Here is a 25,649-nt window from a genome sequence, read left to right as displayed (position 1 = left end):
CGGCCTCAGAGCTTGATCTCGATGTCGACACCGGCCGGGAGGTCGAGTCGCATCAGAGAGTCAACGGTCTTGGGGGTCGGGTCGAGGATGTCGATCAGGCGCTTGTGCGTGCGCATCTCGAAGTGCTCGCGCGAGTCCTTGTACTTGTGCGGCGACTTGATGACGCAGTACACGTTCTTCTCAGTGGGCAGCGGCACTGGGCCCGCGACCGACGCACCAGTGCGCGTCACCGTCTCGACGATCTTCTTCGCCGAAGAGTCGATGACTTCGTGGTCGTAGGCCTTGAGCCGGATGCGGATCTTCTGTCCCGCCATGGCTACTTCGTAGTCCTGTCTCTCTTTACGCTCTGGAACCCGGTGTTCCAGGTCTCGTCCTCCGACCCACGCGGTCGGGCGTGTCGCACTCCCGCTGACATGAATGTCCCTTGTTCGAACATCCCCGCGGGATTGACACGGCCTTACCAGAACCGTGGACCGGGGGCGAAAGGCCCACCGGGTGCCTGGCCGGCGCCGCACGTACGCTTCCCGGAAGATTCCCGTACGTCCGCCCCTCAGGGACGACGAGTACTGTGGGACTCGCTTCCGGTCCTCCCGGCGGGAGGCGCGCAGCATCAACGCTCGACCGAGCAACTCCGACAGTTTGCCACAGTGGGTGGGGGCCTGGCCAATCGGGCGGAAGAGAGTACCCCCGGGACGGCCGGAATCAAACGCGGGCGCCCCCGACTTGGGCGCCGGAGGCCCGGACACGCCCCCTCTCCGCGATCATGAAAGCCATGTCGAACACCTCACGGCGCAGTGTCCTCGCCGTTCTCGCCGCCTCCACCACTGCTCTCCCGCTGATCGGCACGACCGCCTCCTCCGCGCGGGCGGCGGGCGCGGCCGCGCCCCTCGCGGCTCCGGCGGCACCGGGCTCCGCCCTCTCGTCCGTGACGACTGCGCCGCTGGACGCCACCCACTTCTTCCGCGAAACACTGCGGTCGCCCCTCACCGCGACGGTACTGCCGGGCACCCCGGCCCGCACCGAGGTCACCTCGGGCGGCAGACGTGTCGCCCTCCTGACCCATGGCGCCCGCACCGTGCTGCTGTCCGGACCGGAACGGACGTTCACGGAGAACAAGCGGCCCTTCGTGGACGACTTCGGACGCACGCTGCCCGACCTGTCCCTCCCCGCGGACAAGCGTTCGTACTGGGGGAGTTCCCCCGGCGGCGGGGTCTGGTCCACCCTCGGTCCCGTCGACACCGACTACTCGGTGCTGCCGGGCACCGGTGTCATCGATCTGACCACCGACCACGCCAGCCGCCACGCCACCCTCCGCGACGACGCACTCGCCGACGTCGACGTCCGCTCCGTCGCCCGCTTCGACAAGGTGCCCGCCGGAGAGGCCTGTTCCTACGCGCTGTCCTTCGGCTACCAGGACACCCACAACAACTACCGGGCCCGGCTGTCCTTCCTCACGACCGGTGCGGTCCAGCTGCGGGTGGAGAAGGAGGCCGACGACACGGTCACCCAGTTGGTTCCGGCCGTCACGGTCGCCACCGGTGTGCCCGCGGGCACGGACTGGACGATCCGTGTGCGCCGCGAGGGCAGTCGTATCCGGGCCAAGGCCTGGGCGTCCGCCTCGGCGGAGCCCTCCGGGTGGGCGGCCGACGTGTCCGACTCGACCTTCGGCGCGGGGCGGGTCGGCCTGCGCGCACTGGCCAACCGGGGCTGCACCAGCCTGCCGATGAAGCTGCTGGTCAGCCGCTTCCAGCTGGACGCCGCCGGCTGGGCCGAGCCGCCGGCGGTCACCCACGGGCACTGGGTGCGGGTGCTGCCGGAGCCCTTCGGCGGGACCTGGACGCCGGAGCTGGCAAGCACCGTCCGCGCCTGGGCCGGCTCCACCGCGCCGGACGTGCTGGCCCACGCGGCCATGTTCCTTCCCGGTGCTCCCCCGGTGGTCTCCGGCTCCGGACCCGCGGAGGGCAAGCAGGTGCTGGGCGCGGCGGGATACGGCTACCTGGACCCGCAGGGCCGGCGCTACGAGGGCGCCGACTTCCACGAGTACATGAACACCGGCTGGACCTTCCCGGACGGGACCTACACGGGCCCGTCCAGCAAGCAGGTGGGCAACCTCGACTGCTCGGGCTACACGCGCATGGTGTACGGCTATCACATGGGGGTGCCGATGGCGGCGGGGCAGGACACCTCAGGTACCCGGATACCCCGGCGTTCCCGCGACATGGCCGACCACTTGCCGGGGGTGCGCGTCGCCCGCACCGACGGGGTGAACCCGCCACCCGCGGAGCAGCTCCAGCCGGGTGATCTCGTGCTGTTCAACGCGGACTCGGGCGACGACGGCCCGACGGCGACGGTGGACCACGTCGGTATCCACCTCGGCACGGACACGGCCGGCAGGCGCCGCTTCCTGTCCAGCCGCAAGACGGTCAACGGCCCCACCATGTCCGACATGGGGGGCGCCTCGCTCCTGGACGGGACGGGCACCTACGCCCGGACCCTGCACACCGTGCACCGCGTCTGACACCCCGGCGACGGGGCTACCCGCGCTTGGCGACCGTGAGGATCACCGCCGCGTCCTCCAGTGCCTGAAGGCCGTGACGGGTGGGAGGGATGACGAGGAGGTCGCCGGTGCGGCCCTCCCACTCGGTCTCGCCGCTGGTGAGGCGGACACGGCCGCGCAGCACCAGCAGGGTGGCCTCGCCGGGGCTGTCGTGGTCGGCGAGGCTCGTGCCCGCGGTCAGGGCGAGCAGGGTCTGGCGCAGAGTGTGTTCGTGTCCGCCGTAGACGGTGGTGGCGCTGCGGCCGTTGGGGGTGGCGGTGGCGCGTTCCAGGTGTTCGCGGGCGAGGGCGTCGAGGGAGAGCTTCTGCATGGTCCCCAGCTTCCCGGGCGGGCCCTTCGGTCACCAGGGCCATGTGGGGCACATCGTGGTGTCCGCCGCGTTCCCCGGGCAGCCGTACCGCTGCACGCCTGCTCCGCGATACTGGCGGTGTGCCGCCCACACCGCCGCCCTCGCAGCCCGTCACGCCCGATCCGCCGGAGGCGATCGCGCGCCCGCTGCTCACGCAGTCCTGGCTCGACCTGACGTTCGTGCACTGGGCGGTGGAGCCGGCCGACGTGGCCGGGCTGCTGCCGCCGGGCACCGTGCCGGACACGCTGGACGGGGTCACGTACGTCGGTCTCGTGGCGTTCCGGATGCACCGCGTGGGGTGGCTCCGCCTGCCGGGTGTCCCCTATCTCGGCAGCTTCCCCGAGACCAACGTCCGCCTCTACTCGGTCGACGCGCACGGACGGCGGGGCGTCGTCTTCCTCTCCCTGGACGCCTCCCGGCTGATCCCGGTGGTGGTGGCCCGTCTCGGGTTCCGGATGCCCTACCTCTGGTCCCGGATGAGCGTCGACCACCTCGACGGCGGCACCGTCACCTACACCGGTTCCCGGCGCTGGCCGGGGCCGCGCCGCGCCGGCAGCCGTCTCACCGTGCGCAGGGGCGAGCCGATCGGGGAGCCGACCGAGCTGGAGCACTTCCTCACCGCGCGCTGGGGCATGCACAACGCCTTCTTCGGGCGGTCGATGTACCTGCCCAACGCGCATCCGCGCTGGCCGCTGCACCGGGCGGAGCTGGTGGAGTGCGAGGAGGACCTGATCACCGCGGCCGGGCTGCCGAGGCCGGCCGGGGAGCCGGTGAGCGTGCTGTACTCACCGGGCGTCCCCGTCCGCTTCGGGCGCCCGGCCCGTCCGGCCGGCATCCCCACACCGTGACGAGACGGCGCGTACGGCTCAGATGACGCCCTGCGCGAGCATGGCGTCCGCCACCCGCTCGAAGCCGGCGATGTTCGCGCCGGTCACGTAGTCGCCGGGGGCGCCGTAGCGCTCGGCGGTCTCGGCGCAGGTGGTGTGGATGTCGGTCATGATGCGGGCCAGCTCCTGCTCGACCTGGTCCGCCTTCCACGAGGTGCGCGACGCGTTCTGCGTCATCTCCAGCGCGCTGACGGCGACGCCGCCCGCGTTGGCCGCCTTGCCGGGGCCGAAGGCGACGCCGGCCCGCTGGAAGAGCTGCACGGCCTCCGGCGTCGTCGGCATGTTCGCGCCTTCGGAGACCGCCTTCACGCCGTTGCGGATGAGGGCGTCGGCGTCCACGGCGTTCAGTTCGTTCTGGGTCGCCGACGGCAGGGCGACGTCGGCGGGGACCTCCCAGACCCGCCCGCCGGGCACGAACCGCGCGGAGGCGCCCCGGCGCTCGGCGTACGTGCTCACCCGGCCGCGTTCGACCTCCTTGACCTGGCGCAGCAGCTCGACGTCGATGCCCTTCTCGTCGACGACGTAGCCGCCGGAGTCGGAGCAGGTCACCGGGTTGGCGCCGAGGGCGGCCAGCTTCTGGATGGTGTAGATCGCCACGTTGCCGGAGCCGGAGACGACCGCGGTCTGCCCCTCGAGGTCCTCGCCCCGGGCGCGCAGCATGGCCTCCGCGAACAGCACGTTGCCGTAGCCCGTCGCCTCCGGGCGGATCAGCGAGCCGCCCCAGCCGGCGCTCTTGCCGGTCAGCACGCCGCCCTCCCAGCGGTTGGTGATCCGCCGGTACTGGCCGAACAGATAGCCGATCTCGCGGGCGCCGACGCCGATGTCACCGGCCGGGATGTCGGTGTACTCGCCGATGTGCCGGTACAGCTCGGTCATGAAGGACTGGCAGAAGCGCATGACCTCGGCGTCGCTGCGGCCCTGCGGGTCGAAGTCGCTGCCGCCCTTGCCGCCGCCGATGCCGAGTCCGGTGAGCGCGTTCTTGAAGATCTGCTCGAAGCCGAGGAACTTGATGATCCCGAGGTTCACCGAGGGGTGGAAGCGCAGGCCGCCCTTGTACGGGCCGAGGGCGCTGTTGAACTCGATCCGGAAGCCCCGGTTGACGTGGACCCGGCCGTTGTCGTCCTGCCACGGCACCCGGAACATGATCTGCCGCTCCGGCTCCACGAGCCGCTCCACGAGCCCGGGGTCGGCGTACTCGGGCCGGGCGGCCAGCACCGGAGCGAGCGTCTCCAGCACCTCGCGCGCGGCCTGGTGGAACTCGGGCTCCGCCGGGTTACGGCGCTCCACCTCGGCGCGCAGCTGGTCGAGCGAGATCTTGGGGTCGGGTCGTGTGGCCACGGAGTCCCTTTCTGGCACGGCTGACACCGGTGCGGGACCGGTGAGGAGCGCTCGGCGCCGTTGCCGCGCGCGGGACAGCGGCCGCCCCGTTCGTATACGACAGGCCGGCCAACCCTCCCAGTGTTACTCCTGTGTTAACGCGATACCAAGGGACAGGCCGGATCGTCCGCTATGTGGACGCGGCGTACGGAGAGCGGACGGCCAGGTCAGTGCTTCGACGCGTACGCCACGAAGCTCGCCCACGCGTCCGACGCGAGCGCGAGCCGAGGCCCGGCCGGGCTCTTGGAGTCGCGGACGTGGATGGTGCGGGGTGCTATCGCGATCTCGACGCAGGAGTCACCGTCGGGGCCGCTGCTGTAGCTGCTCTTGAACCACTTCAGCTCGGAGGTGTCTCCTGCAGAGGCCTTGCGTGTCATGTCTCTCCAAGCACTTGCTCGATGAGGGCCAGCGACTCCTCGGGCGGGAGCGCTTGAGCTCGGATGGTGCCATACCGCAGCTCAAGGATGCGGAGCTGCTTGGGGTCCGAGGTGGGGCGACCGTTGAACGCGCCGTCGGATCGCCCTACAGCAGTTCCGTCGGCGAACTTCAGGATTTCGATCCTTCCGCTCAGTCCGGGGTGGGCATTGCTGCTCGTCGGCATCACTTGAAGGGTTACGTTGCGCAGCCGACCCACCTCCAGCAGATGTTCCAGCTGCTGACGACACACCATTGTGCTCCCCACACGACGTCGCAGAGCCGCCTCTTCTTCGACAAAGCTCAGCGCAGGCGCGGGTGACCGCTCGAAGATGGCCTGGCGAGCCATTCGTGCTGCCAGCACGCGCTCCAGATCCTCCTCCGAGTAGGCGGGCTGCCATGCCTCGAACAGGGCTCGAGCATGCTCCGGGGTCTGCAGCAGACCATTGATGCTGATGCTTTCGTACACACCGATCTCGGCCGCCTGAGCCTCCAGCTTGGCCAGTTCCCGAACCTTCCTCGGATACCGGACCCTCTTCACGTCCTCCCAGGCCGCCGAGAGCAGTCCACCCGCCCCCAGCACCTCGTCGGCCCTGTCCAGATACTCCCGCTGCGGGATCCGCTTCCCTCCCTCGACCTTGTAGACGAGGTCCTCCCCGTACCCGATCGCCGCCCCGAACTGGCCGGCCCGCATCCCCGCCGCCTCGCGCCGCAGCTTCAACTGCCGCCCCACCGTGGTGATGACCGCGACGCCCCACTCGTCGTCCGGGTCCACCTCCCACCCCGGCTCGTCCGCCTCGCCCTTGAGCCGTACCGCCTCACCGTCCACCGACATGCCGCACCCCTCCGTCGTCCGCGCCATACCGCGGCGCCCTACCCGCACCAACCACGCCGACGGCCCGGACAGCACCGGACAACCGGCGGACAGTCACCACGCGTAGCCGAGCCACACGGATCACGTTAGATCGCGACATGAACCCCAGTACGGGCAGAACGCCCCATTCACACGTTCGAGCGACTACGTCCTCCAGCAGCGGAACCCGAGATCTGAGAAAGCGCCGCCCCGGGCCGCTGCCGGTCAGGCGGCTGGCTATCGTGACGAGCACGACCGAACAGGGTCAACTGCCCGGCGTGACAAGGGGGATCGGCGTGAATCAGCCTGACTTCGGCATGGACGCTCCCGTACGGATCGACACCAGCAAGCCGCATCCCGCGCGGATGTACGACTGGTTCCTCGGCGGCAAGGACAACTACCCGGTGGACGAGGCGCTGGGCAGACAGCTCGTGGAGTTCGCGCCGGTCATCCCGGTCATGGCGCGGATGAACAGGGCGTTCATGCACCGCGCCACCCGCTGGGTGGCGGACCAGGGCGTGCGCCAGTTCCTCGACATCGGGACCGGCATACCGACGGAGCCGAACCTGCACCAGGTGGCGCAGGGAATCGCCGCCGACGCACGGGTGGTGTACTGCGACAACGACCCGATCGTCCTCGTCCACGCCGAGGCGCTGCTGCGGGGTACCTCCGAGGGGGTCGTCGACTATGTGCAGGCGGACGCGCGGGACACCGCCGTCATCGTCGAGCAGGCCCGCAAGACGCTGGACTTCGAGCGGCCGGTGGCGCTGTCCCTGATCGCGCTGCTGCACTTCATCGGCGACGAGGACGGGGCGTACGAGCTGGTGGACCGGCTCAAGGAGGCGCTGGCGCCCGGCAGTTACCTGGTCATGTCGCACCTCACTCCCGATTTCCACCCGGAGGAAGCCTCCCGGAAGGTGATCGACCTCTACCGGGCGGGCGGGCTGACCATGGACATGCGCAGCAGGGACCGGTTCGCCCGGTTCTTCGAAGGGCTGGAGATCGTCGAGCCCGGCATCGTGGCGGCCGAGGAGTGGCACCCGGAGCTCGGAGAGCCGGTTCCCGGGCAGGAGGGCGTCCACAGCGGGGCCTATGTGGCGGTGGCCCGCAAGGCGTGAGTCCCGCGGGCCAGGAGGAGGGGGCCACCCCCGGACGGGCATGCGCCGCCCGTCCGGGGCCCGGTGCCGGTCCTACCGGTGCTTGTCGCAGTCGTCGTGCCGTGCCTCCTTCAGCGTGTCCCGCAGGGCGTAGAAGGCGGGCTTGCGCGCGTAGTCGTCGGTCATGACGTTGGCGAAGCCCTCGCCCTCGAAGAACACCGGCACCCACGAGTACTTGTCGGTGAAGCCCCAGATGGTGAACGAGTTGCAGCCGTCGATGGCCAGGCACGCCTGGAGCGTCCGCTGGTAGTAGTCGGCCTGCTTCTGCTCCTGCGCCTCGGTGGGCACACCGCTCTCCGGCAGGTCCATGCGGACGTCCAGCTCGGTGACGGCGGTCTCCAGGCCGAGCGCGTCGAAGCGGCGCAGGTTGTCCTCCAGGTCGCCCGGGAAGCCGTAGCGCGTGCTCAGGTGCCCCTGGACGGAGAAGCCGTCCACGGGTACGTCCTGCTCGAGCAGGTCCTGGATGAGCGTGTAGTAGGCGTCGCTCTTCGCGTTGACGCCCTCCACGTTGTAGTCGTTGAAGAACAACTTCGCCTCGGGGTCGGCCTCGTGGGCCCAGCGGAAGGCGTCGGCGACGACGCCCGGACCCAGTTCGCGGATCCAGATGTTGTCCTGGGTGCGCAGGTTGCCCTGGTCGTCGAATATCTCGTTGGCGACGTCCCACTGCTGGATCCGGCCGGCGTAGCGGCCGACGACGGTGGTGATGTGCTCACGCAGGAGGGAGCGCAGCTCCTCCTTCGAGAAGTCGCCCTCCTCCAGCCACGCCGGGTTCTGGCTGTGCCACAGCAGGGTGTGGCCGCGCACGACCTGCTTGTGGCGCGCGGCGAACTCGACGATGGCGTCGGCCTGCCCGAAGTCGTAGCGGTCCCGCTCGGGGTGGATGTAGTCCCACTTCATCTGGTTCTCGGGGGAGACCGAGCTGAACTGGCGTCCCAGGTGCTTCCGGTACTCCTTGTCGTACGTGAAGGGGTCCGGGTAGTCCTGCTCCAGGTGGTGGCCGCCGCCTGCCACGGCGGTGCCCACGACGAAGCCCTCGGGGGCGGCCGCACGCAGCCGGTCGAACTTGGCGTTGGAGTGCGGCGGGGCTTTCCGGCCGGCGGACGGGTCGGCGGTCGCCGTGCCCGCCAGGAGCGGCAGGGTCAGGGCGGCGGTGGCGACGGCCACGGTGGCGAAACGAATGGATCTCATGCGGGGAGTCTCATTCCCATCGTCGTTCTCGAATGTTTCGAAGTAGAATCCGAAACATTAGGGATGGGCGGACGCTAAGGTCTGGCCGAGCGGCGCGTCAATACCCGTGCGCGCGGCCCTTTCCCCCCGACGCACCGATGAGTTCGTCGGCGACCCACCGCGCGACGCCGGCCGGGTACGGCGCCCCCAGCCCGAGGACGATGTGCCCGAAACCGGCGTCGGCCGCCTCGCCGATCGCCTCCCGCACGGCGCCGGGCCGGTCGTAGTCGACGGGCAGGTGGATCGAGCGGACGATCGAGGCCGGGTCGCGGCCGATGTCCGCGCAGTAGCGGTCCAGCAGGGCGCTGCGGCGGACCACGTCGTCGATGTCACCGCCGGGGATGTTCCACAGGTCCGCGTGCTCGGCGACCACGCGCAGCGTCGCGCTGGAGCGTCCGCCGATGAGGATCGGCGGGTGGGGCCGCTGCACGGGCTTGGGGCTGCCGAACGCCCCGGTGAGGTGGTGGTGGGTGCCGTGGAAGTCGAAGGGTTCCTTCTCGGTCCACAGCCTCCGGATCACCGTGCAGGCTTCGGCGAGGCTCTCCACCGCCTGCGCCGGGGGCCGGAAGGGCAGGCCGTGCGCCGGGTACTCGCGCCATGCCTGGGGAGGGTTCGGGCGGGAGCCGACGCCTATGCCGAGGTCGAGCCGTCCGTTGGAGACGATGTCGACGGTCGTGGCGATCTTGGCGAGCAGCGCCGGCGGCCGGAACCGGTTGCTGGTCACCATCACGCCGAGCCGCAGCCGCCGGGTCTGCGCCGCGAGCGCCGAGAGCAGCGTCCAGCCCTCGTAGGTCGGGCCCTCCGGGTCGCCGAAGATGGGCATGAGGTGATCGAACAGCCACGCGTGCTCGATCTCCGGGACCGTGTCCGCCTCGCGCCAGACCCGCAGGATGTCGTGGTAGTCGACCTGCGAGGGCGCGGTCATGATCCCGAAACGGGGTCGGGGTGCGGGTGACATGGGCTGGTGGACCTCCGGGTCGGTCAGCGGCGGCGCAGTGAGGCGTCGAGCAGTGAGGGCGGCGTGTCGTGCTTCTCGTGCGGGGCCAGGTCGACACCCGGAGCGACGATCGCGTCGATGGCGTCGAGCACGTCGGCGGGGAGCACGGTGTCGGCGGCGGCGAGCTGAGCCCGCAGGTGGTCCGGCGTGCGCGGACCGATGAGCGCGCTGGTCACACCGGGATGCGCGGTCACGAAGCCGAGCGCCAGCTGGATCATGGTCAGTCCGGCCTCGTCGGCGACCGCGGCCAGCCGCTCGACGGCGTCGAGCCGGGTCCGGTTGGCGGGGAGTGAGGGGTCGAAGCGGTCCGGCATGACCGTCGAGCGGTGCGTGGTGACGTCGCGTCCCCTGCGTACCGCGCCCGACAGCCAGCCCGAGGCCAGCGGGCTCCACACCAGCACGCCGAGCCCGTACTCCTCGGTCACCGGAAGAACATGGGTCTCGACACCGCGCTGCAGGATGGAGTAGCTGGGCTGCTCGGTGACGTACCGGCCCAGGCGCAGTTCACGGGCGGCCCACTGCGCCTGCACGATGCGGTACGCGGGGAAGGTGGAGGAGCCGAAGTAGCGTATTTTCCCCGCGCGCTGCAGGTCGGTGAGCGCCGACAGGGTCTCCTCGTCACTGGTGGCCGGGTCCCAGCGGTGCATCTGGTAGAGGTCGACGTGGTCGACGCCGAGCCGGCGCAGGCTGTCCTCCAGCGCGGTGACGAGCCAGCGGCGCGAACCGCCCCGGTGGTTGCGCTCCTCCCCCATCGGCATGGTCGCCTTCGTGGCCAGCACGATGTCGTCGCGGCGCCCGGCGATGGCCTTGCCGACCATCTCCTCCGACTCCCCGCCGCCGTACATGTCGGCGGTGTCGATGACGTTGACACCGGCCTCCAGGGCGGCGTCGACGATGGCGGTGGCCTCGTCCTGACCGGTGCGCCCGATCGCGCCGAAGTTCATCGCGCCGAGCGCGAGCGTGCTGACCTGTACGCCGGTCCGGCCCAGGGTGCGGTACTGCATGGCCGTGTCTCCTCATGGCAGAAGGAACCAGAAACGGAACACCGTTCCGGTACGCTCGAAACGATACGGAACGCTGTTCCGTTTTGGCAAGCACCCGGGAGGCGTGGGCGTGCGCGGGCGTGCGTGAGACCATGCGGGAGCGCGCGAGAGCGGGAGGAACAACGCGGTGAACCAGAGCGACGAGGGCGCCGGGCCCGGGGACCGGTCACGGCGGAAGGACGCCCGGCGCAACAAGGAGACGCTGCTCGAGGCGGCCGTAGCGGCCTTCCTCGCGTCGGGCGTGAACGCCCCGGTGCGCGACATCGCGTCCCGGGCAGGCGTCGGGCTCGGCACCCTCTACCGCCACTTCCCGACCCGGGCCGACCTGATCATCGCCGTCTACCGGCACCAGGTCGACGCCTGCGCCGAGGCCGGGCCGGCCCTGCTGGCCGCCGCCGCGACCCCGCACGCCGCCCTGCGGCAGTGGATCGACCTGTTCGTCGACTTCCTGGTCACCAAGCACGGACTCGCCGCCGTCCTGCGGTCCGACGACAGCGGCTTCGAAGGACTGCACACCTACTTCCTCGACCGCCTCCTGCCCGTCTGCGCGGAACTGCTCGACGCCGCGATCTCCGCCCGTGAGATCCGCACCGACATCGACGCGCTCACCCTCATGCGCGGCGTCGGGAACCTCTGCATCGGCGCGGAGAGCGATCCCGGTTACGACGCGCGCCGGCTGGTCGGCGTCCTCGTCGACGGACTGCGTCATCCGCGCTGACGACCGGGCCCGCGCCACCCGCTCCGACGACCCGCCGGGAAGCAGGTCCGTACCAACCTCTTGCCCCTGCCCCTCCCACGCCGCAAGCTCCCCTCATGGAGCTGGAGTTGCGGCATCTGAGAACGATCCGGGCGATCGCCGACGCGGGCAGCCTCACCCGGGCGGCGACCGACCTGGGGCTCGCGCAGCCCGCGCTGAGCGCCCAGCTCAAGCGGATCGAGCGCGCCCTGGGGGGTGAGCTGTTCGAGCGCGGACGGCACGGGGTGCGGGCCACCGCGCTGGGCGAACTCGTGCTGGAGCGCAGCCGGATCGTGCTGCCGGCGGTGACCGAGCTGCAACAGGAGGCGGCCCGCTTCGCCCGCACCTCCCGCGCGACGGCGTGCCTCCGGCTGGGCGGCACCCACGGCCCCCTCCTCGGCGCCGTGGTGGACCGGCTCGCGGACGTGACGCCCGACGCCCGGGTGACCACCTGCGCCTCCTGGTCCGAACGGGAGCTGGCCGGCCTGCTGACCGAGGGGCGGCTGGACTTCGCCCTCGCCGGAACGTGCGGTTCGGCCTCGCCACCCGGCGCGGAGGGCCTGGTCTGGCAGGAGGTCGCGGTCGACCCGGTGTTCGTCATGGTGCCGGAGGGGCACGCGCTCGCCCGCCCGGGCGAGGTCGAGCTGACCGAGCTGGCCGGTGAGGAGTGGGCCTGCGTGCCGGGCGACGGCTGCTTCGGGGACTGCTTCACGGCGGCCTGCGCCCGCGCCGGCTTCACCCCGCACCGGATGTACGAGACGGACACCTCGTCCCTGGTCCACCTCGTGCAGGTCGGCCGGGCGGTCGGACTGTGCCGGGCGACCTTCCCGAACACGCCCGGGATCATCACCCGTCCGCTCACCGGCACGCCGCTGACCTGGCGGCATCTGCTGGGCTGGCACCGGGTGACGCAGCGGGCGGAGACCGCGGCCACCGTCCTGGCACAGGCCCGGCTGGCACACGCGGGCGTGGCGGCCCGCAGCGACAGCTACGCGGAGTGGCTCGCCGCGCAGCCCGTTCCATAACGCCGGGGAGGGGGCCGGCCGACGGCTTACGGCGTCCGGCCGGCCCTCCCTACGGTTTCGGCACCTCCCCACCCGAACCGAGGAGATGCCTCATGCCCCACCGACACCTCCCCCGGCACGCCAGAGCCGCGGCGGCCGCCGTCGCGGCGACGGCCGCCCTGCTCGTGGCCGGGCTCAGCGGCTCCGCGAGCGCGGGACCGGCCGCTCCCCCGGCCGGCCCCTCCGCCGCGGAGACGCTGCGCACCGACGCGGCTCCGCCCGCCCTTCTCAAGGCCATGGAACGCGACCTGGGTCTCGACCGCCGGCAGGCGGAACGCCGCCTGGTGAACGAGGCGGAGGCGGGCGCCACCGCAGGCCGCCTCCGGGCGGCGTTGGGCTCCGACTTCGCGGGCGCCTGGGTGCGCGGCGCGGACTCCGGCACGCTGACGGTGGCGACCACGGACGCCCGCGACGTACCGGCCATCGAGGCGCGGGGCGCCGAGGCCACCGTCGTACGGCACTCCCTGGCCGACCTGGACGCGGCCAAGTCCCGCCTGGACCGGGCGGCTCAGCGGAACGACACCACCGACGCCCCCGTCTGGTACGTCGACGTCCGCACGAACACGGTCACCGTGCAGGCGATACGCCCCTCCGCCGCCCGCACGCTGCTGTCGGCGGCCGGCGTCGACCGCTCCCTCACCCGGATCGAGAAGTCGGCCGACCGGCCCCGCGCGCTGTACGACCTGCGCGGCGGCGAGGCGTACTACATCAACAACAGCGGCCGCTGCTCGATCGGCTTCCCCGTCACCAAGGGCACGCAGCAGGGCTACGCCACGGCCGGGCACTGCGGCCGGACCGGCGACAGCACCAGCGGCCACAACCGGGTGGCCCAGGGCACCTTCCAGGGCTCGGTCTTCCCGGGCCGCGACATGGCGTGGGTGGCCACCAACTCCCAGTGGACGGCGACGCCGTACGTGAAGGGCGCGGGCGGCCAGAACGTCCAGGTCACCGGCTCCACCCAGGCCACGGTCGGCGCTTCGGTGTGCCGCTCCGGCTCCACCACGGGCTGGCACTGCGGCACCATCCAGCAGCACAACACCAGCGTGACCTACCCCGAGGGCACCATCACCGGCGTCACCCAGACCACGGTGTGCGCCGAGCCCGGTGACTCGGGCGGCTCGTACATCTCCGGCAGCCAGGCGCAGGGCGTCACCTCGGGCGGCTCGGGCAACTGCAGCAGCGGCGGCACGACGTTCCACCAGCCGATCAATCCGCTGCTCCAGAACTACGGCCTCACCCTGAAGACGACCGACGACGGCGGCGGCGAGGAGCCCCCGCCCGGGGGCGGCACCTGGTCGGCGGGCACCGTCTACCAGCCGGGCGCCACGGTCACCTACGGCGGCGCCACATACCGCTGCCTCCAGGGCCACCAGGCCCAGCCGGGCTGGGAGCCCCCGAACGTCCCGGCGCTCTGGCAGCGCGTCTGAGCTGCGACTGACCATCCCGACGGGGGACGGAACCGGCCCCGGGCGCGCTGTGACGGCGTACCCGGGGCCGCTTCCCTGTCATCGGTCCGCGGTCCCGGCCTCCTCGGCCGACGCGAAGACCTCCGCCGTCGACGTGGCGGTGAGGGCCTTCCTGAACCACAGGCCCAGCACGTCGGGGTCACCGTAGCCGACCATGCGCGCCCGGTCCTGTTCGGAGACCTCGACACCCCGATGCCCCAGCAGCAGCAGGAGGTCCTTCGCCCGGCTCTCCGCCCGGCCCTCCGCCCAGAGCTGCTGAGCGGTCTGCGACTGGAAGAACGAGAGGTCGACGGCCATGAGATGCCTCCACAATTCCGCGGCCTGCGTCGTCCCGAGGCCTTGTTCCGTGAGTTCGATGAAGGTGGTTGCGGTGTTCTCGTCGTCGGCCCACAAGCCCTTGAGTGCCTGGGATGATCGGACCATGGGGCGAACCTATGAGGGCATTGCATAGGTCGCAGACATATGCAATACCGTCCACGCGACCGAGTGACCTGCCCGATGCCGGCGTTGACGCTCGGCGCGCCCAGCACTCTCGGGCGCCCGCACAAGCGAAAGGGCCCGCACGACCGAAGTCGTGCGGGCCCTCTCAGGTGCTCGCAGCAGGAGCTACCAGGTCAGATCAGCAAGCTCACTTGTTGATCTTGGTGACCTGGCCGGCGCCCACGGTCCGGCCACCCTCACGGATGGCGAACTTCAGGCCCTCCTCCATGGCGACGGGCTGGATGAGCTCCACCTTCATCTCGGTGTTGTCACCCGGCATGACCATCTCGGTGCCCTCGGGGAGGGTCACGACGCCGGTCACGTCCGTCGTACGGAAGTAGAACTGCGGGCGGTAGTTGTTGAAGAACGGCGTGTGGCGGCCACCCTCGTCCTTGGACAGGATGTAGGCCTGCGCCTCGAACTCGGTGTGCGGGGTGACCGAGCCCGGCTTGATGATGACCTGGCCGCGCTCGACGTCCTCGCGCTTGATGCCACGGAGGAGCAGACCGACGTTCTCACCGGCCTGGCCCTCGTCGAGCAGCTTGCGGAACATCTCGATGCCGGTGACCGTGGTGGTGGTCTTCTCCTGCTTGATGCCCACGATGTCGACGGTCTCGTTGACCTTGAGGACACCACGCTCGATACGACCGGTGACGACGGTGCCACGACCGGTGATCGTGAAGACGTCCTCGATCGGCATCAGGAACGGCTTGTCGACGTCGCGCTCGGGCTGCGGGATGTTCTCGTCCACGGCCTTCATGAGCTCGAGGACGGAGTTGCCCCACTCCTTGTCGCCCTCGAGGGCCTTGAGCGCCGAGACCTTGACGACCGGCAGGTCGTCGCCCGGGAACTCGTACTCGGAGAGCAGCTCACGGACCTCGAGCTCGACGAGCTCCAGGATCTCCTCGTCGTCCACCATGTCGGCCTTGTTCAGGGCGACGACGATGTACGGAACGCCGACCTGGCGGGCCAGGAGCACGTGCTCCTTGGTCTGCGGCATCGGGCCGTCGGTGGCGGCGACCACGAGGATGGCGCCGTCCATCTGCGCCGCACCCGTGATCATGTTCTTGATGTAGTCCGCGTGACCGGGGCAGTCGACGTGGGCGTAGTGACGCGTCTCGGTCTGGTACTCGACGTGCGCGATGGAGATGGTGATACCGCGCTGGCGCTCCTCGGGAGCCTTGTCGATCTGGTCGAAGGCCGAGGCCTCGTTCAGGTCCGGGTACGCGTCGTGCAGCACCTTGGTAATGGCGGCCGTGAGGGTCGTCTTACCGTGGTCGATGTGACCGATGGTGCCGATGTTGACGTGCGGCTTAGTCCGCTCGAACTTCGCCTTCGCCACGGGGGTCCTCCTGAGAGTGGTTCTGGTACGCCTTACTCATCGGCGCCAGGTGATCTTTGCTGGGAAACCCGGACCCTGGGCATTCCGCCGGGTTGGCGACGGAATGCCCACTTGCAGGCTCCGGGGTCAAGCCTAAAGCGTGAGGACGGGGTCCGTTAAACGGAGTCCCTCACTCGCCCTTGGCCTTCGCGATGATCTCCTCGGCGACGTTCCGCGGAACCTCGGCGTAGGAGTCGAACTGCATGGAGTAGCTGGCCCGGCCGGACGTCTTGCTGCGCAGGTCGCCGACGTAACCGAACATCTCCGAGAGGGGCACGAGACCCTTCACGACGCGGGCACCGGCCCGCTCCTCCATGGCCTGGATCTGGCCACGGCGGGAGTTGATGTCACCGATGACCTCACCCATGTAGTCCTCGGGCGTGGTGACCTCGACGGCCATCATCGGCTCCAGGAGCACGGGCGAAGCCTTGCGCGCGGCCTCCTTGAAGGCCTGCGAACCGGCGATCTTGAACGCGAGCTCGGAGGAGTCGACCTCGTGGTAGCCACCGTCGATGAGCGTGACGCGGACGCCCGTCATCTCGTAGCCGGCCAGGATGCCGAACTGCATGGCCTCCTGGGCACCGGCGTCCACCGAAGGAATGTACTCCTTCGGGATGCGGCCACCGGTCACCTTGTTCACGAACTCGTAGCTGGCGTCGCCGCCCTCGATCGGCTCGATCGCGATCTGCACCTTGGCGAACTGACCGGTACCACCGGTCTGCTTCTTGTGGGTGTAGTCCACGCGCTCGACGGCCTTGCGGATCGTCTCACGGTACGCGACCTGGGGCTTGCCGACGTTGGCCTCGACCTTGAACTCACGGCGCATACGGTCGACCAGCACCTCGAGGTGCAGCTCGCCCATACCACCGATGATGGTCTGGCCGGTCTCCTCGTCCGAGTGGACCTGGAAGGACGGGTCCTCCTCGGCCAGGCGCTGGATCGCGACGCCGAGCTTCTCCTGGTCGCCCTTCGACTTGGGCTCGATGGCGACCTGGATGACCGGGGCCGGGAAGTCCATGGACTCCAGGATGACCGGGCTCTTGTCGTCGGACAGCGTCTCACCGGTGGTGGTCTGCTTCAGACCCATGACGGCGACGATGTCACCGGCGCCCACCGAGTCGATCTCCTCACGCTTGTTGGCGTGCATGCGGTAGATCTTGCCGATGCGCTCCTTCTTGCCCTTCACGGAGTTCAGCACCTGGGTGCCGGACTCCAGACGGCCGGAGTACACGCGGACGAAGGTGAGCTTGCCGAGGTGCGGGTCGCTCATGATCTTGAACGCGAGCGCGGCGAGGGGCTCGTCCTCCGACGGCTTGCGCGCGACGACCTTCTCCGCGTCCTTCGGGTCGTGGCCCTCGATGGCCTCGACGTCGAGCGGGGAGGGCAGGTAACGCACGACCGCGTCGAGCAGGGGCTGAACGCCCTTGTTCTTGAACGCGGTGCCGCAGAACACGGGGGTGACGGTCGTGCCGCCGCCCTTGCCGGAGGCGATGGTGATGCGACGGATCGCCGCGTACAGCTGCTCCACGGTGGGCTCGGTGCCCTCCAGGTACAGCTCCATCAGCTCTTCGTCGTTCTCGGCGACGGCCTCGAGCAGCTTGCCGCGGTACTCCTCGGCGGCCTCGGTGTGCGTGGCCGGGATGTCGACGACGTCGTACATCTCGCCCTTGGCCGCCTCGGCGGACCACACGAAGGCCTTCATCGTCACGAGGTCGACGACGCCCTTGAAGTCGGCCTCGGCACCGATCGGCAGCTGCATGACCAGCGGCTGGGCACCCAGACGGTCGCTGATCATGTCGACGCAGCGGTGGAACTCGGCACCGGTGCGGTCGAGCTTGTTGACGAAGCAGATACGCGGAACGCCGTAGCGGTCCGCCTGACGCCACACCGTCTCGGACTGGGGCTCGACGCCGGCGACGCCGTCGAACACCGTCACGGCACCGTCGAGTACGCGCAGGGAACGCTCCACCTCGACGGTGAAGTCGACGTGGCCCGGCGTGTCGATGATGTTGATGGTGTGGTCGACGTCTTCCAGCGGCCAGTGGCAGGTGGTGGCAGCAGAGGTGATCGTGATGCCACGCTCCTGCTCCTGCTCCATCCAGTCCATGGTGGCAGCGCCGTCGTGGACCTCACCGATCTTGTACGAAACGCCGGTGTAGAACAGGATCCGCTCGGTGGTGGTCGTCTTGCCCGCGTCGATGTGGGCCATGATCCCGATGTTGCGGACCCTGGCCAGGTCAAGCGAAGTGGTAGCCATAAGGCTTCAGTCTTCTCTCGGTCTCGATGGGGTCTGCGACTACCAGCGGTAGTGCGCGAAGGCCTTGTTGGACTCGGCCATCTTGTGCGTGTCCTCGCGCTTCTTCACAGCGGCGCCGAGGCCGTTGCTGGCGTCGAGGAGCTCGTTGAGCAGACGCTCGGTCATGGTCTTCTCGCGACGGGCGCGGGAGTAACCGACCAGCCAGCGCAGCGCGAGCGTGTTGGCGCGGCCGGGCTTGACCTCGATCGGAACCTGGTACGTCGCACCACCGACACGGCGGGACTTGACCTCGAGGGTCGGCTTGATGTTCTCCAGCGCGCGCTTCAGCGTGATGATCGGGTCGTTGCCCGTCTTCTCACGCAGACCCTCCATGGCACCGTAGACGATGCGCTCGGCGGTGGAGCGCTTGCCGTTCAGCAGCACCTTGTTGATGAGCGAGGTCACCAGAGGAGAACCGTAGACCGGGTCGATGATGACCGGGCGCTTCGGGGCGGGGCCCTTACGAGGCATTCTTACTTCTCCTTCTTGGCGCCGTAACGGCTGCGAGCCTGCTTGCGGTTCTTGACACCCTGGGTGTCGAGCGAGCCGCGGATGATCTTGTAGCGAACACCCGGCAGGTCCTTCACACGGCCGCCGCGCACGAGCACGATCGAGTGCTCCTGCAGGTTGTGTCCCTCACCCGGAATGTAGGCGGTGACCTCGATCCCGCTGGTCAGACGCACACGCGCGACCTTACGCAGGGCCGAGTTCGGCTTCTTCGGGGTGGTCGTGAACACACGCGTGCAGACGCCACGGCGCTGAGGGGAACCCTCGAGTGCGGGCGTCTTGTTCTTCTCGACCTTGTCCTGCCGGCCCTTGCGGACCAGCTGCTGGATCGTAGGCACTACTTCTCCGGTTTCTGTGTGCCGATGGGTACAGCTAACCTGGAACATCTCCGACCCACGCGGTCGGGTGTGTCGAATCCGGCGGACTCCCACCGCAAGGCAGAAGGAAGCGCTGAATTGCGGTGGCCGTTTCACAGCCCCCGGTGCGGTGTGATGGCACGCACGAAGGCCAGGGCACACCCCAGGCACAAGGTCTGAGCGTACCTAGCTCACGGACTCCGGTCAAAACAAATGGAGCGCGGCCCGACACGCCGGACTTCTCCCCCTTCGCCCTGCCGGTTTCCGGACCCCTTCGCCCTGCCGGTTTCCCGGACCCCTCCGGACGGCCCGCCCGCGGACGCACCCGCCCGTGGGGGCGCTCGGTGGCCGGTCCGTGGCCAATATCCCGTGCTGGCCGGATCGCGCCCTTTACATGTGCGGCACTCAGTACTTTGATCCGTCCGCCGCAGACGAACGGGGGGTCAGCCTGATGACATCGGCGCCGTACGGACCGGACGACGGCGGTCTGGAGGACCGGGTACCGTTCCTCGCCCGCCTGGAGAGCCAGGAACGGACCGCACTTCTCTCCCTCGGCCGCGAGCTGCGCTTCGCTCCCCGGGTCGTCCTGCTGCACCAGCGCGAGCCCTCCTCGCACGTCCTCTTCCTGGTCCAGGGCTGGACGAAGGTCACGGCAGCGGCGGCCAACGGCTACGAGGCGCTGCTCGCCCTGCGCGGCGCCGGTGACGTCGTCGGCGAGTCGGCGGCGCTGACGGGGCGTCCCCGGTCGGCGACGGTGACCGCGCTGGAGCCGGTGCGGGCGGTGGCCGTCGAGCACGGGCTCTTCAAGGACTTCCTGGGCCACTCCCCCGCGGTGTCCTTCGCCCTCCTCGGCCTCACGGCGGACCGCACCCGGGCGGCCGACCGGCGGCGTCTGGAGTTCGCGTCGATGAGCGTCCGCCAGCGTTTCGCGGTGCTCCTGCTGGATCTGGCCCGCAGCCACGGCCGCCGTACCGCCGAGGGCATCGAGCTCGCCGTACCGCTCAGCAAGCAGGAGCTCGCGGGCTCGGTCGGCGCGTCGCGGGAGATGGTCCAGCGCCTGCTGCGCGAGCTGCGCGAGAAGGAGGCCGTCTCGACCGGCCGGCGCACGCTGCTGATCCTCCGCCCCGGCATCCTCCGCAGGATCGCCGCCGCGGACCAGCCCGCCCCGGGCATCCCGTCCCCCCAGCGTCCGCCCGACGCGGGACCGCCGGCGGACCGTCCGGCACCGATCAGGGAAGGCACGCACCCCCGACGCGGCCCGGCCAACGGGCCAACGGGCCGGGACAGCGGCCCCCGTGAGCCCGACACCGCCGGCGGCTGACCCACCGCGACGGCCGCCCCCCGGCCGCGAGACCGCGAGGCAGTGAGGCAGCGGCGCCGGCGAGCAGTTGCACGGTACGCGCCGCCCCACAACGCGACAGCGCGACAGCGCGACAGCGCGACAGCGCGACAGCGCGACAGCGCGACAGCGCGACAGCGCGACAGCGCGACAGCGGCAGGCTGAAAGGCCGCAGCCCCGAACACGCGCGTCGAGCCGCGAAGCCCGGCGCAGGCCCACGGGCCCCGGAGCGAGCCGCAGAACCCGACACCGCATACACCGGCAGCGCGACGGCGACAGCCGCAGCCCGAACACGCGCGTCGGACCCCGAAACCCGGCCGCAGGCCCGTCAGGCCAGGCGTCAGCGGTGACACGCCCCGGCCCAGGAGCGCACAGGTCGCCCGTGCATCCCAGCAGCGCGCGGCAACGGGGCAGCGGGGCCGGCAAGCAGCGCCGCCGGACCGGTGCCGACGCCGCGTCGCGGCAGCGCAGCGCAGCGCCACGCGCACGCGGGTCGGCCGCCCGCCGAGCCCGGCCGCGCAGGCCACGGGCCCCGGTTCCGCCCCCCGAGGAGGGCGAGGTGGTGGGGTTCTGTGTACGCGGTCACAGTTCCAGTGGGTCATACGCCCTCACGCCCCACCTCCCGCTCCCGACACTCTGATGCCCTGCACGGCTACCCCCACCGTTCGAAGGGCGACCATGACCGACCCCGTGAGCCGCACGATCCTGTTGCTGGACATCGAGAGGTTCAGCGACCGGGACGACGTCGAGCAGGCGTATCTGCGGCGCATGCTCTACGACGTCACCGACCGCGCGCTGGAGAGCGCCGGCATCGACGAGAACCTGCGCATGCGGGCCGACCGCGGGGACTCCGTGATGGAGCTGATCGATGCGAACGCCCCGGTCACGGCGCTGCTGCGGGCCCTGCTCACGGGGGTGCCCGAGCAGTTGCGGGCCGTCAACCGCATGGCGTCCCGCTCGGCGCAGATCCGGCTGCGCGGTGTCGTCGCCAGCGGGTACGTGGCCGTCGACCGCCACGACGGCTGGGTCGGCTCCGACCTGAACCACGCCTGCCGGCTGCTGGACGCCGCCCTGCTGCGCGCGGCCCTGCGTGAACGCTCCGACGACTTCGCCCTGTGTGTTTCGGACACCGTCTACACCGGCGTCGTACGCCACGGCCACCTCGGCGTCCCGGCCGCCGACTTCCACCGCGTGACGGTGGACAGCAAGAACGGCCCGCTGACGGCGTGGCTGCACGGCCCCGTACCGGAGGACTCCGGCGACCGGAGCGGGGCCACCCAGGACCACGGTGACCGGGGGGCGGGGGAGGCGCCGGGCGGATCGGGGGACCGCCCGGCGCCGGCCGCGCCCGCACCGCAGGACGGTCCTCACCAGAGCCGCCCGGCGCCGGCCGGACATCGGGGAGCCCCGGCGCCGGGCCCGGTCTTCGACATCAGCGGCGGCACGGTGAGCTTCGGCGGCGGTTACGTCGCCGGTGACCAGCACGGCGTCTCCGGCGGTCAGGTCACCGGTGACGTCGTCATGGGGAGCAGGACGGAGCGGGGTGAGCGGCCGTGAGCGGCCAGGAACCGCCGGCCGCGGGCCCGGGAGGCGGCAGCCCCGCACCCGCCGCTCCCGCGCCGGGCGAGACCCCTCCCGACGAGGCCTCGAAGGACGGTGCCACCGAGGAGTCGGAGGAGCGGGACCAGCCGCAGAACGCCTGGTCGGCCCGGCGTGACCTGGTCGACCACAGTCCGCGCACCATGAAGGCCGGCTTCGGCGGCGGCTACACCGCCGGCGACCAGCACGGCGTCTCCGGCGGCCGTGTCACCGGCGACGTCGTCATGGGCAGCAAGACGGTCCACCACTGGTCGTTCCCCGGGCTGTCCACGGCCGCCTCCGCCTCGGGCGAGATCCCGCGCGGCACCCTGGAACGGCTCGCCGCCTCCTTCGTCACCGCGGACGGCGACGCCTTCGACGACCTCGTGCGGCGGCTGCGCCGTGAACGGGTCCTGGTGCTGTCCGGCGCCCGCTTCACCGGCCGCCGCACGGCCGCCCTGATGCTGCTGCACGAAGTCGGCGCCACTCCTGTGCTCGCGCTGGACCGTGACACCACACCCAACTCCCTCGCCGACCGTTTCACCGCGCGCGACGACGAAGCGGGCCCGGGTCCGGACGCGGGCCGGGGCACCGGCCGGGCCCGCGGATACGTCCTGTGCGACCTCGCGACCCGCCGCGGCAACGCCCTGCGCGAGACCCATCTGCTCGGCGCCGCGGACCGGCTCGCCGAGCAGGACGCCTACGCGGTGATCACCGTCGGCCCCACCGCCGTCCTGGAGGACGACGTGTCCGCCGCCGGCTGGCGGCCGCCCGCGGCCGAGGACGTGCTGGCCGCACACCTGCGCACCCGCACCACCGACGGGACCGTGGAACGCCTGCTGGGCCTCCCGGACGTCAAGGAGTTCCTGGCCCACGGCCACCAGCTGCGCGAGGTCGCCGCCTTCGCCCAGCTCCTCGGCCGGTACGCCGCGGGCGAGGTCACCGAACAGGCGGTCGCCGACTTCTCGCTCGTGTCGCTGGAGAGCCAGGTCCAGGAGTGGTTCGAGGAGGACGAGACCACCGTTCACCTGCGCGACAAGGCGTTCCTCGTCGCACTCGCCGCCTTCGACGACGGGCCGTACGCGCTCACCGCCGAACTCAGCGACCTGCTCTACGGCTTCCTGCAGCAGACCGAGAACCGGGCCCGCGTCCCCGAGATCCCCGTCTTCGGCACCCACGTCGGCAAGCGCCTCCAGCTCGCCCGCGCCCGCCGCTACGAGGCCGAGGAGCACACCGAGTGGGGCCCGGTGACCCAGGCCAAGGCGGCATTCCACGACGAGCGGGCCGCCCTGGTGCTGCTGCGGGAGGTGTGGACGGGCCACCCGTCGGCCCGCCCCGCGCTGATCGCCTGGCTGCGCCGGCTCGCCGACGACGGCCGCCCCCTGGTCCGCACCCGGGCCGCGTCCACCGTCGCCGTCCTCGCCCGCACCGACCTGCCGTCCGCGATGGCCCTGGTCATCGAGCCGTGGGCGACCTCCAACCGGTTCCGGCACCGGCTCGTCGCGGTCAACTCGCTCACCCTGGCCCACCACATCGACACGCCCAACATCCCGCGCATCCTCGACGCCTGGTCCACGGCCGAGGACCGGCGGCTGCGCTGGGTGGCGGTCCGGGCGTACGCGCTGATCGGCCCCGAACGGCCGGCCCAGGCACTCGCCGCGCTGCGCGACGCCACCCGGGCGCTGTACCGGCACCACGGCGATCCGGACGACTTCGACGTGGAGATGGCGCGGGAACTCGCCGAGGCCGTGGAACTGCTGCTGCTGTCGCCGGCCGCCGACGAGGTTCTCACCGACCTGCTCTCCCGCCTCGACGACGAGCGGGCCGTGCGCGACCTCTCCCTCGGCGGCTTCGTCAACGCCTGCCGCCGCACCGAGGGCGACGAGCGGTACGGCACCCCGTTCGTCCTGAGCTGGTACGCCCGCGCCTCGGCCGGCGACGGCACCGCGGCCCAGGGCCTCGCGCGCCTGTGGCGGGAGGCCCTCGCCGACCCGCAGTACACCCGGCTCGCGCTGGACGCGCTGCGCGACTGGGTGCTGATCGCGAGCCGTTCCACGACCGCCGAATGGGCCCTCGCCGCGCTTCTGCCGAGGCTCGTCACCACCCCGACCGAGTACCAGCGGCTGAGCCATCTGCTGCGCACCATGCCCGGCGAGGACGGCAACCCTCCCCCGGAGGTGGCCGCCCGTCTGCTGAGCACGCTTCCACCCCGCTGACGAAAGACGCGCCATGCCTTCCTTCCACCGCCCGCCCGAGTGGCAGCAGCCCGCCGACCGGCACACGCGGCTGATCGACCCGGTGCTCACCGTGCGGCAGCTGTCCCGCTTCGAGCTGTCCCTGAAGCACGTGGTCCGTATCGACCACGCCCTGGTCTTCTCCACCCCGAAGGGCGGGTACGAGGCCTATCCCCCGCCGACCAGGCCGAGCCGCAGCGAGATCGCGGCCCGCCGGTACACGGCGGTGTACGAGGTGGACATGGGCGTGCATCCCTTCACCGACACCCTCGCCCTGCCCAGCGACAACGACGCCTTCGAGTTCACGGCGGAGGTGGACGTCTCCTGGCAGGTGCTGGACGCGGCGCGGTTCGTGGCGAGCGGCATCAGGGACGTGCCCGCGCTGCTGACCGGCGAGTTGCAGCAGGCGGCCCGGCCGGTCACCCGCGGCTTCGCCATCGCCGACAGCGGGGCGGCCGAGCGGGAGCTGCTGCGGGCGGTCACGCTCGTCGGGCCACTCGGTGCGCCCGCGGGGCTCCAGGTCACCTGGACGCTGCGGCTGCGCCGTGACCAGGCGAACATCGACCACCAGCAGCGCCTCCAGGCGATCGACCACTCGGCGGCCGAGCAGATCCGCACGGCACAGCAGGGCATGCAGGTCGACGTCGGGACGGACCAGCGTTTCCGGCAGCAGGACGAGCTGCAGCTCGAGCGGGCCATGGAGTACGGGCGCCGCCAGCAGGAGCTGGCCCTGCAGCAGCAGCGCTGGCAGCACGAGCAGATGATGCTCCAGGGCCGGCAGATGCTGGAGCTGCAGCAGATCGAGGCGCAGAAGATCGAGTTCTACCAGTGGCATCTGTCGCAGGGCGGTGTGCAGGCCTGGGCGCTCCATCTCGCCCAGCACCCGGAGGACTCGCGGCTCGTGATGACCAGCATGCGCGAGGACCAACTGCGCATGATCCAGGCGCAGATGGAACTGGTGAAGGAACTGCTGGGGAGTGAGGGCGCGGAGAAGTTCGAGCTGGAGGGGCCCAAGCAGCTGGCCCTGCGCACGGTCAGCGACATCCTCAACCAGCGCCTCCCGGGCGTCCCCCAGAACCCGTCCCTGCTCCCCCCGGCGGACCATCCCCCGGCCACCCACCCCGGCCCGGACACGTCCGCGCCCCCGGACACGTCCGCGCACCCGGGCCCGGGTGCGCCCTCGGGCCCGGGTGCGGCCCCGGTCGTGCCGCCCCAGCCGGGAGCGCCGTACCCGCCGCCCACGCCCTACGCCCCACCCGTGGGCCACACGCCCCCGCCGTACGCCCCACCCACGGGCCACACGCCCCCGCCGCCCCACCCGGCCCCCGGCCCCTCCACCCCGGGAGCACCC

At 71.0% G+C, this 25,649-nt stretch carries 22 protein-coding genes and 1 pseudogene; 10 read left to right on the top strand and 13 right to left on the bottom strand.

Annotation, left to right across the window (positions count from 1 at the left end; translation table 11 throughout):
• Positions 1–5: 5 nt before the first annotated feature.
• Positions 6–314: a 30S ribosomal protein S10 gene (rpsJ, locus tag F1615_RS26585; RefSeq protein ID WP_003948644.1), complete on the bottom strand. Its 309-nt coding sequence runs from the start codon at positions 312–314 to the stop codon at positions 6–8.
• A gap of 458 nt (positions 315–772) precedes the next feature.
• On the opposite strand from rpsJ, the gene F1615_RS26580 reads away from it, so the two are divergent.
• Positions 773–2,518, top strand: a complete 1,746-nt coding sequence (locus tag F1615_RS26580) for an NlpC/P60 family protein (RefSeq protein ID WP_149551595.1) — start codon at positions 773–775, stop codon at positions 2,516–2,518.
• 16 nt (positions 2,519–2,534) lie between these two features.
• Here the strand turns inward: F1615_RS26580 and F1615_RS26575 are convergent, their stop codons facing one another.
• The gene (locus F1615_RS26575) at positions 2,535–2,867 is read right to left on the bottom strand and encodes a cupin domain-containing protein (protein ID WP_149551594.1); all 333 of its coding nucleotides are present in this window, start codon (positions 2,865–2,867) and stop codon (positions 2,535–2,537) included.
• A gap of 119 nt (positions 2,868–2,986) precedes the next feature.
• On the opposite strand from F1615_RS26575, the gene F1615_RS26570 reads away from it, so the two are divergent.
• Positions 2,987–3,754 carry a YqjF family protein gene (locus F1615_RS26570; RefSeq protein ID WP_244328866.1) on the top strand — a complete coding sequence of 256 codons (768 nt, stop codon included), beginning with the start codon at positions 2,987–2,989 and terminating at the stop codon, positions 3,752–3,754.
• Between the two features lie 18 nt (positions 3,755–3,772).
• Here the strand turns inward: F1615_RS26570 and gdhA are convergent, their stop codons facing one another.
• The 3 genes from gdhA to F1615_RS26555 form a co-directional block, all read right to left on the bottom strand.
• Complete coding sequence (gdhA, locus tag F1615_RS26565; protein WP_167533865.1) at positions 3,773–5,131, bottom strand: NADP-specific glutamate dehydrogenase; 1,359 nt, start codon at positions 5,129–5,131, stop codon at positions 3,773–3,775.
• Between the two features lie 206 nt (positions 5,132–5,337).
• Positions 5,338–5,547: a DUF397 domain-containing protein gene (locus F1615_RS26560; protein ID WP_149551591.1), complete on the bottom strand. Its 210-nt coding sequence runs from the start codon at positions 5,545–5,547 to the stop codon at positions 5,338–5,340.
• Entirely contained in the window at positions 5,544–6,419 is an 876-nt protein-coding gene (locus F1615_RS26555; RefSeq protein WP_149551590.1) for a helix-turn-helix domain-containing protein, read from the bottom strand. The genes F1615_RS26560 and F1615_RS26555 overlap by 4 nt, the downstream gene beginning before the upstream one ends.
• Before the next feature lie 314 nt (positions 6,420–6,733).
• Between F1615_RS26555 and F1615_RS26550 the strand changes: the two genes are divergently transcribed.
• The gene (locus F1615_RS26550; protein WP_149551589.1) at positions 6,734–7,555 is read left to right on the top strand and encodes an SAM-dependent methyltransferase; all 822 of its coding nucleotides are present in this window, start codon (positions 6,734–6,736) and stop codon (positions 7,553–7,555) included.
• Between the two features lie 72 nt (positions 7,556–7,627).
• Here the strand turns inward: F1615_RS26550 and F1615_RS26545 are convergent, their stop codons facing one another.
• The 3 genes from F1615_RS26545 to F1615_RS26535 form a co-directional block, all read right to left on the bottom strand.
• Positions 7,628–8,782, bottom strand: a complete 1,155-nt coding sequence (locus tag F1615_RS26545) for an endo-1,4-beta-xylanase (RefSeq protein WP_149551588.1) — start codon at positions 8,780–8,782, stop codon at positions 7,628–7,630.
• 97 nt (positions 8,783–8,879) lie between these two features.
• The gene (locus F1615_RS26540) at positions 8,880–9,779 is read right to left on the bottom strand and encodes an LLM class flavin-dependent oxidoreductase (protein ID WP_149551587.1); all 900 of its coding nucleotides are present in this window, start codon (positions 9,777–9,779) and stop codon (positions 8,880–8,882) included.
• A gap of 23 nt (positions 9,780–9,802) precedes the next feature.
• Entirely contained in the window at positions 9,803–10,822 is a 1,020-nt protein-coding gene (locus tag F1615_RS26535; protein WP_149551586.1) for an aldo/keto reductase, read from the bottom strand.
• A gap of 166 nt (positions 10,823–10,988) precedes the next feature.
• On the opposite strand from F1615_RS26535, the gene F1615_RS26530 reads away from it, so the two are divergent.
• From F1615_RS26530 to F1615_RS26520, 3 genes are all read left to right on the top strand, one after another.
• Entirely contained in the window at positions 10,989–11,579 is a 591-nt protein-coding gene (locus tag F1615_RS26530) for a TetR/AcrR family transcriptional regulator (protein ID WP_149551585.1), read from the top strand.
• A 95-nt stretch (positions 11,580–11,674) separates the two neighbouring features.
• Complete coding sequence (locus tag F1615_RS26525; RefSeq protein ID WP_149551584.1) at positions 11,675–12,622, top strand: LysR family transcriptional regulator; 948 nt, start codon at positions 11,675–11,677, stop codon at positions 12,620–12,622.
• Positions 12,623–12,714: 92 nt separating this feature from the next.
• Positions 12,715–14,088 carry an alpha-lytic protease prodomain-containing protein gene (locus F1615_RS26520; RefSeq protein ID WP_149551583.1) on the top strand — a complete coding sequence of 458 codons (1,374 nt, stop codon included), beginning with the start codon at positions 12,715–12,717 and terminating at the stop codon, positions 14,086–14,088.
• A gap of 78 nt (positions 14,089–14,166) precedes the next feature.
• Here the strand turns inward: F1615_RS26520 and F1615_RS26515 are convergent, their stop codons facing one another.
• The 5 genes from F1615_RS26515 to rpsL all read right to left on the bottom strand — a co-directional run bounded on the left by F1615_RS26515 (position 14,167) and on the right by rpsL (position 19,129).
• Positions 14,167–14,550, bottom strand: a complete 384-nt coding sequence (locus tag F1615_RS26515) for a hypothetical protein (protein ID WP_244328865.1) — start codon at positions 14,548–14,550, stop codon at positions 14,167–14,169.
• Positions 14,551–14,755: 205 nt separating this feature from the next.
• Complete coding sequence (gene tuf, locus F1615_RS26510) at positions 14,756–15,949, bottom strand: elongation factor Tu (RefSeq protein ID WP_030839706.1); 1,194 nt, start codon at positions 15,947–15,949, stop codon at positions 14,756–14,758.
• 169 nt (positions 15,950–16,118) lie between these two features.
• Positions 16,119–18,245: an elongation factor G gene (fusA, locus tag F1615_RS26505; protein ID WP_149551582.1), complete on the bottom strand. Its 2,127-nt coding sequence runs from the start codon at positions 18,243–18,245 to the stop codon at positions 16,119–16,121.
• A gap of 39 nt (positions 18,246–18,284) precedes the next feature.
• The gene (rpsG, locus tag F1615_RS26500; RefSeq protein WP_003992340.1) at positions 18,285–18,755 is read right to left on the bottom strand and encodes a 30S ribosomal protein S7; all 471 of its coding nucleotides are present in this window, start codon (positions 18,753–18,755) and stop codon (positions 18,285–18,287) included.
• Positions 18,756–18,757: 2 nt separating this feature from the next.
• Positions 18,758–19,129: a 30S ribosomal protein S12 gene (gene rpsL, locus F1615_RS26495; RefSeq protein WP_003948652.1), complete on the bottom strand. Its 372-nt coding sequence runs from the start codon at positions 19,127–19,129 to the stop codon at positions 18,758–18,760.
• Positions 19,130–19,598: 469 nt separating this feature from the next.
• Between rpsL and F1615_RS26490 the strand changes: the two are divergent.
• The 4 genes and pseudogenes from F1615_RS26490 to F1615_RS26470 all read left to right on the top strand — a co-directional run.
• Positions 19,599–20,297, top strand: a pseudogene (locus F1615_RS26490) (Crp/Fnr family transcriptional regulator); the annotation flags it as partial.
• 867 nt (positions 20,298–21,164) lie between these two features.
• Positions 21,165–22,043 (top strand): hypothetical protein, encoded by an 879-nt coding sequence (locus tag F1615_RS26480; RefSeq protein WP_149551579.1) that lies wholly within the window; start codon positions 21,165–21,167, stop codon positions 22,041–22,043.
• Positions 22,040–24,280, top strand: a complete 2,241-nt coding sequence (locus F1615_RS26475) for a hypothetical protein (protein ID WP_149551578.1) — start codon at positions 22,040–22,042, stop codon at positions 24,278–24,280. Before F1615_RS26480 ends, F1615_RS26475 begins: the two co-directional genes overlap by 4 nt.
• 13 nt (positions 24,281–24,293) lie before the next feature.
• Positions 24,294–25,649 (top strand): hypothetical protein (locus F1615_RS26470; RefSeq protein ID WP_208818418.1); only part of this gene is annotated, 1,356 nt, incomplete at its 3' end.

The organism is Streptomyces marokkonensis, from assembly GCF_008312835.1.
Lineage (GTDB): Bacteria > Actinomycetota > Actinomycetes > Streptomycetales > Streptomycetaceae > Streptomyces > Streptomyces marokkonensis_A.
The sequence above is the reverse complement of the archived record's forward strand: the minus strand, read 5'-3'. Positions and strand labels throughout refer to the sequence as shown.